Raw genomic sequence first — 8770 nt, forward strand, 5'->3', positions numbered from 1 at the left:
GCCTGACGCCGCGGCGGCGGTCATAAGGCGAAACGACAGCTCGGCCAATTCCCAGCCCACCAGCCTACGAACCATTGCTTATCGGACCGTTGCACTCAGCGTCGGCAGCCCCCCCCGACACGGCCACTGCGAAACTGTCCCGTGCCGTCAATACGAGCGGCGAATGAGACGGCATGACGTTGGAATATTGTCTGAACGCAGACACACCCGCAAACCCTCCATCGGGGTCGTCCAGCCGGTTCCGGGACCGCACCTGCTTTGAGGTGGTGAGACTATGACGCGACCCTCAGATCCGTGGGCAAACTCGGTGCAGCGCTGCAGGGAGATCTGACGCCAGCCGCGGCGGGCTTCCGACGGCTCGGTCCGCTTCGACCCAGGTCACCTGCGGAGCGCTGGACGCAGCGGCACTGGCGCGGTTGCGAAGAACGAAGTCCCTGCATCGAGACATCTCGGACGAGCAAAAAACCGCGCTCTCGCGAAAATGCGAGCTGAACGTGGCTCGAATTGTGCGATGCAGCGGAACGTTAAGGAATCAGGGGCGTTAACGATGCCGACGTCGATGCTGGGCCTACGCTCTCCACACCCGCGCACCGCTCGACGCGGGGATGAATTGATGAGCTTGGCGGATCAGACCGATCAGTTCGACACGTACCATCCCCTTCGATCCCGCCCACATCGCCAGCCCCGTGTCCTCTTCGCAACACCCGAGATGGCCGATTTCGTCAAGACCGGCGGTCTCGGCGAGGTCGCGGGCTCGCTGCCGCGTGCCCTGCGGAAACACTACGACGTTCGGGTACTGATCCCGGGGTATCGTCAGGTCGTCGAGCGCTTCGACCATATCCCCGTGGTGGCCCACCTGCCCGGGAAAGCGGATGTCCCCCCCTGCGATCTCGGGCTTGTCGAAACCGGCGACGGCCTGCGGGTGTACGTCCTCCTGAACGCCGAGCTTTATCAGCGCGACGGCACGCCCTACGGCAACGCCCAGGGCGATTTCGGCGACAACGATATCCGGTTCGCGCGCCTGAGCCTCGCGGCTGCCGAGATCGCGCACGGGATCGATCCGGCCTGGGCCGCCGACCTCCTGCACCTCAACGACTGGCAGGCGGCCCTCGCGCCGGCCTACCTCGCCTGGGGTGGCATGCGGATCCCCAGCATCCTCACGGTGCACAATCTCGCCTATCAGGGCGTCTTTCCGCGCGAGTCCCTGGGCCGCCTCGGCGTCCCCGAAGACGCGTTCCAGATGGACGGCGTCGAGTTCTATGGTCAGATGTCGTTCCTGAAGGCCGGCCTCTATTACGCCTCGCACGTCACGACGGTGAGCGAGACCTACGCCCGCGAGATCATGACGCCAGAATCCGGGTGCGGTCTCGACGGCCTGCTGCGGACCCGCGCCGCCCAGGGCCGCCTCGCTGGCATCCTCAACGGGATCGACGAGAGTTGGGACCCGCGCACCGACCCGCATCTCGCGGCCCGCTTCGAGGTCGACGATTGGAAGGGCAAGCGCGCCAATGCAGAGACCGTCCGGCGCCGGTTCGGCCTCGCGGTCTCGCGCGGGCCGCTCTTCGCCATCGTCTCGCGCCTCGTCCACCAGAAGGGTATCGACCTCAGCATCAGCGCCGCCGAATCGATCGTCGCCGAGGGCGGTCAGCTGGTGGTCATCGGCCAGGGCGAGAGCCGCTTCGAGGGAGCCCTGCGCGACCTCGCCCGGCGCCACCCCGCGTCGGTCGGCGTGCATGTCGGCTTCGAGGAGCAGGAGGCGCGCCGGATGTTCGCGGGCAGCGACTTCCTGCTGATGCCTTCACGCTTCGAGCCCTGCGGTCTCGCGCAGATGTACGCGCAACGCTTCGGCTCCCTGCCGATCGTCCACGGAACCGGGGGGCTCGCCGACACCGTCGAGGACGGCGTGACGGGCTTCACCTTCGGCGAGGCGTCTCAACGCGGATTCGCGAGCGCCATTCGTCGCGCAATGGATACCTTCGCGCAGAAGAAGCGCCTGAACGCCATGCGCCGCCAAGCCATGTCGCGGTCATTCAGCTGGGATGGTGCCGCCGTCAACTACGCGTCGCTCTATGCCCGCGCCTTCGGCAATCATATCGGCCTGCGCCTCCAGGCCGCCTGAGCGTTCCCACCGACAATCCCGAATACAAAGAAGCCGGCGGGTCACCCCGCCGGCTTCTTTGTATCTGAGGTGAGGCAACTGCGAGCCTGCCGCTTGAGGGCTGGTCAGCCCTCGCGCACGAAGATCGTCGTGGCCAATGGCGGGATCGTCAGCGCCACGGAGTACGGCTGACCGTGGCTCTCCACCGCCTCCGCTTGGACACCACCCATGTTGCCGACATTCGAACCGCCATAACGTTCGGCATCCGAGTTGATCGCCTCGCGGTAGAAGCCCGCCTCCGGCACGCCGATGCGGTAGCCTTCGCGCACCACCGGCGTGAAGTTGGAGACCACGACCGCGACTTCACCGGCCTCACGTCCCTTGCGGGCCCAGGCGATGACCGAGTTGTCCTGGTCGTCCGCCACGAGCCACTGGAAACCGGCCGCCTCCGTGTCGCGGGAATGGAGCGCGGGCGTCGCCTTGTAGAGGTGGTTGAGGTCGCGGACCAGATCCTTCACGCCCTGGTGCATCCCGTCTTCGAGAAGATGCCAGTCGAGGCTCTGGTTGTGGTTCCACTCCTTCTCCTGGCCGAACTCGCAGCCCATGAAGAGCAGCTTCTTGCCGGGATGACCCCACATGAACCCATAATACGCCCGCAGATTCGCGAATTTCTGCCAGCGGTCGCCGGTCATCTTGCCGAGCAGCGACCCTTTGCCGTGTACCACTTCGTCGTGGGACAGGGGCAGGATGAAGTTCTCGGAGAAGGCGTAGAGCAGGCCGAAGGTCAGGTCGTGGTGGTGATAGCGGCGGTGGATCGTCTCCTTGGAGACGAAGTTCAGGGTGTCGTGCATCCACCCCATGTTCCACTTGAAGCCGAAGCCGAGGCCCCCCGTGTAGGTCGGATGCGAGACACCGGGCCACGAGGTCGATTCTTCGGCCACCGTCAGGGTGCCCGGCGCATGCGCGTAGGTCGCCTCGTTGGTCTTGCGCAGGAATTCGATGGCATCGAGGTTCTCGTTGCCGCCGTAACGGTTCGGGATCCATTCGCCCTGCCGGCGCGAATAATCGAGATAGAGCATCGACGCGACGGCATCCACGCGCAGGCCGTCGAGGTGGTAATGCTCGAGCCAGAAGCGGGCGTTGGCAGCAAGGAAGCTCGACACCTCCGTGCGGCCGAAGTTGTAGATGTAGGTCCCCCAATCCTGGTGGAAGCCCTGGCGCGGATCGGCATGCTCGTAGAGGTGCGTACCGTCGAATTGGCCGAGCCCATGTGCGTCGAGCGGGAAGTGACCCGGCACCCAATCCAGCATCACGCCGATCCCGGCCGCGTGAGCCGCATCCACGAAGGCCGCGAAATCATCGGGCGTGCCGAATCGGCTCGTCGGTGCGAACAGCGAGACCGGCTGGTAACCCCATGAGCCGTCGAACGGAAACTCCGTGATCGGCAGCATCTCGATATGGGTGAAGCCCATCTCCTTGACGTAGGGGATCAGGCGCTCGCCCAGTTCCTTGTAGGTCAGGTAGCGGTTGCCCTCCTCGGCCACCCGCGCCCAGGAACCGAGATGGACCTCGTAGATCGAGATCGGCACGTGACGCGGGTCTTTGGCCCCACGCGTCGCCATCCAGTCCGCGTCGTGCCATTCCGGATCGTTGGTGCCCTGAAGAACCGACGCCGTTTCCGGCGGCTTCTGGGCCGCGAAGGCGACCGGGTCGGCCTTGAGCGGAAGGACCGTGCCGTCGGCGCCGCGAAGCTCGTACTTGTAGTGGGCACCGGCCTTCAGGCCCGGAATGAACAGCTCCCAGATGCCGCCATTCTGCCAGAGGCGCATCGGATGGCGCCGGCCGTCCCAATTGTTGAAGTCGCCGACCACGCTGACGCGGCGTGCGTTCGGAGCCCAGACCGCGAATCGGAAACCCTCGATGCCGTCGACGTTCCGGGCCTGTGCGCCGAGGATGCGGTAGGTGACGTTGCTGCCGACCTCCCGCAGGTTGTCGATGTCCTCCTGCCGCAGCGACGAGCCGAAGCCGTAGGGATCGTGACGCGAGCGCTCCTCGCCGTCCCAGGTCTCGACCGCGAGCTCGTAGAGCGGGCGCCCCTGGCTCGGGACGCGGGCGACGAAGAAGCCATCCGGGTGCTTGCGCTCGAACGGGATGCGCTTGCCGCCGACGAGCAGGCTCGCGGACTTCGCCTCCGGCAGCACGGCGCGCACTTCCCAATGGCCTTCGCCCACCTGATGAGGGCCGAGGACAGAAAAGGGATCGCCGTGGTTCGCCGCCATGATGGACGCGATGGCGTCCGCGTGGAGTGAGGCCGTCTCGGACGCCGCACCCTGCGGCGCCCGGGTGGCAACGGGCGCAACGTCCGCCGATCCGGAGGTGCCCGAAGGGTGTCCGGTCCTGCTCGCGAACGTCTCGTCGATGCCCATCATTCAAACGCCTTTCTTGATCTCGTCGAGAATGTTGAGAACCCCACGGGCGGGGATTTCGATCCAGTCCGGACGATTGTTGGCCTCGTAATCGACTTCGTAGAGCGCCTTGGTCAGGAGCGAGAGCTTGAGCAGGCGGCTCTCCGTCTCCGGATCGGTCACGGCGGCACGGCTGACGGAGACGGCCTCGCGATAGCCGTCGAGGAAGGCTGCATCGATCATGCCGCGCCAGGCGATGGAGGCCCGGCGGGCACGCTCCTCGGAATCCGAGAAGCGGACGGCGATGCCCCGGGTCACTGTCTCGGCACCGTACGCGAAGGAGCGCAGCATCCCGGCGACGTCGCGCAGCGGCGTCGACTTGGTGCGACGCTCCTCGGCCGGCCGCGAGGGCTCGCCCTCGAAGTCGACGATGATGAGATCGTCCTCCGCCGCCAGCACCTGGCCCAGGTGATAATCGCCGTGGATTCGGGTCTTCATCGCGCCGAGCGGCGGACGTGCCGTGAGGGTCTCGATCGCGGTCTCGACCTCGCGGCGGCGGCCCGCCAGCTCGGTGCTTGCCGCGTTGGAGCCGCGGCCCGCAAGCCCGTCCAGGCCCCGGAAGGCCCGCTCAGCCTGGCGGCGGGTGTCGTCGCCGAGGGCGTGCAGGTCTGCGTGATCGAACGGCTCGGCCGCGAAGGCCGGGTCGTCGGTCTCGACCGCGAACGCGTTGTGCATCTCGGCGGTGCGCCGGCCGAGCAGGATCGCCCAGCGCAGGTGCGTCTCGAAGGCGTCCGCCGGAGACGGCGCCTCGCTCTCCGGTGCCAGAACCACCGTGTCGAAGTCGCGCCGCAGGCCTTCCAGCATCAGCGTCCAGGCGTCGCCCTGGTTCGGCACGAACTTCTGCAGCACGGCGAGCGCCGTGCGGGTGCCCTCGGCATCCACGTGCTCCACCACGCCCAGAAGAGCGGGCGTGTTGGTGAAGTGCGCGGTCTCCGTCAGGAAGCGGCCGACCTCGATCTCGGGATGCGTGCCCGTCTGCAGGCGGCGCAGCAGCTTGAGCATCATCTTCGAGCCGATGGCGATCGAGGTGTTGCTCTGCTCGGCGTTCAGAGAGCGGATCTCGCCCACCTCGACGGTGATGTCGGGGTCGAAGGCGGAGGTGGTGGAGAAGACGAGACGCCCGTTCTCGGTGGCGATCTCGCGGCCCTCGCGCATGGCCTCGATCATCGACATCGCGAAGACGGGCGACGCGGATGCACCGAGCAGCAGGCCGGTGCGCGGACCGCGCCGGACGCGGGCGACCGCGTGCTGGAGCATGGCCTCGTCCTCGCGGCCTTCGTCGACCGCCACGGGCACGAAGTAGTCCTGGCGTTCGCCCGTCGAGAGGTGGACCGCGACGCGGGGTAGCAGGAAGCGCGGCTCGCCGGCGCCATCCTTCAGGGCGGCACTGTCGATGACCTGCACGGACTTGATGCGCGAGCCCTTGGCGGCGAACCAGCGCCGGGTCGCGATGAAGCGCGGCGCCACCGTCCGCTCGAAGGCGGTGCGCTCGCGCCCCGCCATCAAGGTCTCGATGCCGCCGGTGAGAACCAGCGTGAACAGCTCGGGCAATTCCGGCTGCGGGCCGATGCTACCGGTGTTCGCCGCACTCAGCGAGAACCAGTAGAAGCCGTAGGATGGCAACGTGAGCAGGTAGGGCAGCTCGCCGATGGCCGGGAACTCGGAACCACCGGTCAGCTCGATCGGCACCGCGTTGCGCAGTTCTGACAGATCGAGCTGCACCGCTTGCGGCGCCCGCGAGAGGTTGGCGACGCAGAGCACGCGCTCGCCCTCGAACTCGCGGATCCAGGCCAGAACCTTGCGGTTCGACGGATACAGGAACTGCATCCCGCCGCGTCCCAGTGCGACCGAGTTGTTGCGGATCGCGATCATGCGCCGCGTCCAGTTCAGCAGGCTGGTCTGCGACTGGGTCTGCGCCTCGACGTTGATCGCGTCGAAGCCGTAGATCGGGTCCTGCACGCTCGGCAAGAAGAGCTTGGCCGGATTGGCGCGCGAGAAGCCGCCGTTGCGGTCCGGCGACCACTGCATCGGGGTCCGCACGCCGTCGCGGTCACCGAGATAGATGTTGTCGCCCATGCCGATCTCGTCGCCGTAATAGAGCACCGGCGTGCCGGGCATCGACAGGACGAGGGACTTCATGAGTTCGATCTTGCGCCGATCGTTCTCCAGCAGTGGCGCGAGGCGGCGACGGATGCCGAGGTTGATGCGGGCGCGTCGCTCGGCGGCATAGAACGACCAGAGGTAATCGCGCTCCTCCGCCGTCACCATCTCGAGCGTGAGCTCGTCGTGGTTGCGCAGGAAGATCGCCCACTGGCAGCCCTCGGGGATCTCCGGGGTCTGGCGCATGATGTCGGTGATCGGGTGCCGGTCTTCACGGGCGATCGCCATGTACATGCGCGGCATCAGCGGGAAGTGAAATGCCATGTGGCACTCGTCGCCGTCGCCAAAATACTGCGCGGTCTCTTCGGGCCACTGGTTGGCTTCGGCCAGCAGCATCCGGTCGGGATAGCTCGCATCGAGCGCCGCGCGTATCGCCTTGATGACCGTGTGGGTCTCCGGCAGGTTCTCACAGTTCGTGCCGTCGCGCTCGATCAGGTACGGGATCGCGTCGAGGCGCAGGCCGTCGACGCCCATGTCGAGCCAGTAGCGCATGACCTCGATCACGGCCTCGAGCACGACCGGGTTGTCGAAGTTCAGGTCGGGCTGGTGGCTGTAGAAGCGGTGCCAGAAATACTGCTTGGCGACCGGATCCCAGGTCCAGTTCGACGTCTCGGTGTCGAGAAAGATGATGCGTGTGTCGGAATACGGCGTGTCCGTATCCGACCAGACATAAAAGTCGCGCTCGGGGCTGCCGGCCGGCGCCTCGCGGGCGCGCTGGAACCAGGGATGCTGATCCGACGTGTGGTTGATCACCAGTTCGGTGATGACCCGCAGGCCCCGCTCGTGCGCGGCCGCCACGAACCGACGGAATTCTTCCATCGTACCGTAGGACGCGTTCACCTCGCGGTAGTCGCCGATATCGTAACCGTCGTCGCGCAGCGGCGAGGGATAGAACGGCATCAGCCAGATCGCGGTGACGCCGAGGTCACGCACGTAGTCGAGCTTCTGCGTCAGGCCCTCGAAATCGCCGATCCCGTCGTTGTTCGAGTCGAAGAACGACTTGACGTGAATCTGGTAGATGATGGCGTCACGGTACCATTGCGGATCGCTGCGATCGATCATCGCGTCGTTGCCTCATACGTCGAGTTCAAGGGCATTTTCGGAGCCTGCGCTCCGGTCCCCGAGAAGAGGAACCGTGCGCAGCGTCCGTCTGCGTGGATAGGCGCCGACACTGAGGCGACACCGCGACGATCCTTCAAGATCGCCGGTGTTTTTGCTGACACGCGCACGCCTAAGGCGCAACCCGGCGCGGCGCGCGCAGACGCCAGACCACCGCGGAGCGTTCCGCCGGGTCGAGTGCGATCCGATGCGATTTCCCGCGCAGCTCGAATCGGTAGCCGAGCAGCAGATCCTCGACCTCGACCGCGCCGTCGTCCGGCTCACCGAGGAGCCAGAGCGGCACTTCGTAGGTGCATTCCTGGCGGTTGCGCGGATCGAGATTGACCAGGACGAAGATGCAATTGTCCCCGTCCGGCGTCGTCTTGGCGTAACCGATGATCTGGTCGTTATGCGCGCCCGTGAACGTCACGTTCCGGAAGTCCCACAAGGCCGGGTTGTCACGCCGGATCTGGTTGAGCTTAATGATGTGCTCGCGGATGTTGCCCGGCGCGTGGTAATCCCAGGCCTTCAGCTCGTACTTCTCCGAGTTCAGATACTCTTCCTTGCCCGGATAGGGGTCGGCCTCGCACATCTCGAAGCCGTTATAGATGCCCCAGACGCTCGACAGGGTGGCGGCCAGCGTCGCGCGCACGACGAAACCGGCGCGTCCGCTGGTCTGCAGGTAGATCGGGTTGATGTCCGGCGTGTTGGCAAAAAAATTCGGGCGGTAATATTCACCCATCTCGCCGGCGAGCTCGGTGGAATAGGCGATGAGATCGGCTTTGGTGTCGCGCCACGTGAAGTAGGTGTAGCTCTGCTGGTAGCCGGCCTTGGCGAGCTTCTTCATCATCTTCGGCCGGGTGAAGGCCTCGGCCAGGAAGATCACGTCGGGATAGCGCGCGTTCACCTCCGCGATCATCCACTCCCAGAACGGAATGGGCTTGGTATG

The 8770-nt window shown here is 66.0% G+C and carries 3 protein-coding genes and 1 pseudogene; 1 reads left to right on the forward strand and 3 read right to left on the reverse strand.

Annotation, left to right across the window (positions count from 1 at the left end):
• Positions 1-613: 613 nt before the first annotated feature.
• A complete protein-coding gene (gene glgA / locus JWQ05_RS08615) occupies positions 614-2119 on the forward strand; it encodes a glycogen synthase GlgA (protein WP_299657573.1) in 1506 nt (501 codons plus the stop codon).
• Between the two features lie 104 nt (positions 2120-2223).
• Here glgA and glgB read toward each other — a convergent pair whose 3' ends face one another.
• The 3 genes and pseudogenes from glgB to JWQ05_RS08630 all read right to left on the reverse strand — a co-directional run.
• The gene (glgB, locus tag JWQ05_RS08620; RefSeq protein WP_299657575.1) at positions 2224-4527 is read right to left on the reverse strand and encodes a 1,4-alpha-glucan branching protein GlgB; all 2304 of its coding nucleotides are present in this window, start codon (positions 4525-4527) and stop codon (positions 2224-2226) included.
• Positions 4528-7785 carry a maltose alpha-D-glucosyltransferase gene (treS, locus tag JWQ05_RS08625; protein ID WP_299657577.1) on the reverse strand — a complete coding sequence of 1086 codons (3258 nt, stop codon included), beginning with the start codon at positions 7783-7785 and terminating at the stop codon, positions 4528-4530.
• A gap of 169 nt (positions 7786-7954) precedes the next feature.
• Positions 7955-8770, reverse strand: a pseudogene (locus tag JWQ05_RS08630) (DUF3416 domain-containing protein); the annotation flags it as partial.

Source organism: Methylobacterium sp. (genome assembly GCF_028290105.1).
Lineage (GTDB): Bacteria > Pseudomonadota > Alphaproteobacteria > Rhizobiales > Beijerinckiaceae > Methylobacterium.

Bases quoted from the DNA above. Each gene is read 5' to 3' on its own strand.
- glgA (WP_299657573.1), top strand. From the start codon at position 614: ATGAGCTTGGCGGATCAGACCGATCAGTTCGACACGTACCATCCCCTT.
- glgB (WP_299657575.1), bottom strand. From the start codon at position 4,527: ATGATGGGCATCGACGAGACGTTCGCGAGCAGGACCGGACACCCTTCG.
- treS (WP_299657577.1), bottom strand. From the start codon at position 7,785: ATGATCGATCGCAGCGATCCGCAATGGTACCGTGACGCCATCATCTAC.